Consider the following 1922-nt stretch of genomic DNA (forward strand, 5'->3'; position numbering starts at 1 on the left):
GCAAATTTTTGCCTAATAAACTCCTGTGTCTGACTGGCGGAAAGCTCACTTGTTGAAGCCCCAGTTCGTATAAAGAACTTCTCAGTATTATCGTCCTTCACATACACAGGCGATTTCGACGAATTGCACTCAACGGAAAGCACTCGTTTTCCGTCTAGTTCAATAAAGTGGGGATGAATGTACATCATGTGCTGGGGAGAAATCTTGTCCTTTATCAAATTGGTCAGGTGCAAAAGCATCTTATCTTCATTTTGAAAGCCATCTGCATCTATGCCGATAGTTTCTCCGTCATCTTTCACGCCGATCAACAGAGTGCCGCCTTTCCCGTTCAAAAAGCCTGCAATCGTTTTAATGCAGCTCATTTCCATGCGGGGGTCTTTTTGATTGGTGTGGAGGTTGACGCGCAAAGAAGATTTGAACTCAAGATTGTAAGATTCTCCTTCTGCGATAATCGCAGCCACAGACACTTCCTTGCCTCCGGCGGCCGGTGCGGGCGATTTATTCAGTAAAGAATAAGCCTCCTTGATGATCTTGGAAATCAGGTCACGCCGCTTACCAAGGAAATCCTGATAGTCCAGCTCTTCCCAATTATCTGGGAGTGCGTGCCAATGATACATCTTCTGCAAATCTTGGCCTGAGTGCCTTTGGCGGTACGAGGGCAGATAGATTTTTGGGGCGTTTTTCCCTATAGCGGAATTGTCGCCCCATTCCACAAAAGCATAGTTAGCAATCTGGTTTGTATCCCTAACCTCGCTAACGCCGATGGATTTCAAGTATTCCTTCGGAAAAAGATGATGCCGCTCAAAATCCGAGCGATTGGCATGAACGGATGGGTCTGCCAACTCCGAAATCTTATGCTTCGAGAATAGTACCTTCGCGTCCAAAAGATTCAGGGCGGCGTTGTAGGCGAACAATGCGGGGCTTTTTGGAGATGAAGTTGCCAGTTGGTTTGGCAAAGTGATCGTCCAGAAGTCATTAGCCAGCACATCGTCACAGATTTTTTCTAAAACCTTGATAAACTCATCTCCGTTTTTGACTTGCCTAAATCGGGCAAGATCATACTCCATTTTGGATTCCGGAGAGCTTGAAAACCGCGCAGTAAGGCTGGACATGAAGAACCACTTTGCAAGCGCTTCTCTCAACTTGAACTCGTCAATGGCGTACTCTGTGCGACCGATGAGGTAGAGCGTATAAGAAAAGAGAAGATTGTTTTCAGAGCTAATCCAATCCCCGCTTCTATAACCAGCCTGTTTGATCGCCTTAAAAAAATCATGCCAATACTGTAAATTCAGAACCCTTTCCTGTGCCTTTTTAAGGATGGCGAATTGCTCTTCCCTCTTTTCCGGACTAAATTCCTCGGTTTCAAGGTCTTTGCCTCGCAGGATTGAATAAACATTCTGTAGCCTAGCCCTTTTGAAAGCCACTCCTACGCTCACGCGCAATAGCTGGTCTGGCGAAGGCTGAATGAAATGATTAAATGGTGTAGGCTTGCCCGTTGAGGGCATTCTTGCCTCACGACAGAATGTTTCTAACTCCGTGCGTCCTGCGTCCCAAAAGACGGACATTAGGGTGAGAATAAAATCTGCCTGCTCCAGCTTCTTGCCTTCGCTGTTAATCCTCACAAAGACCTCGGAAACCTGCTCTTCATTAATGTTGGCGGCAAGTTCGAGAGCGGTAAAGGGATAGCTAAGAAGGCCATTTAATTTAGTGATGGATTTCTTCACGATCTTAACCTCATCAGAGGTTAATTCGCGCACAGACTTTAGCCCTTCAATGTAAGAGTCAACGATGTGGAATATATCGGTGTCTTTTGACCAAAGTTGAGATATATTTGAAATGTAGGATTTATCCTTGCGAATGGCCGCATCAGCCACTTCAAACTTTTCCGTTAAGGGATTAAATGCGATTTCAATTTTTTCTGA

1 protein-coding gene is annotated in these 1922 nt (G+C 45.3%); it reads right to left on the reverse strand.

The features are described from left to right. On the reverse strand, positions 1–1922 hold a 1922-nt coding region (locus IV112_RS20525; protein WP_304006870.1), incomplete at both ends, for an RNA-binding domain-containing protein.

The organism is Methyloversatilis discipulorum (genome assembly GCF_018780585.1).
Taxonomy (GTDB): Bacteria; Pseudomonadota; Gammaproteobacteria; order Burkholderiales; family Rhodocyclaceae; genus Methyloversatilis; species Methyloversatilis discipulorum_B.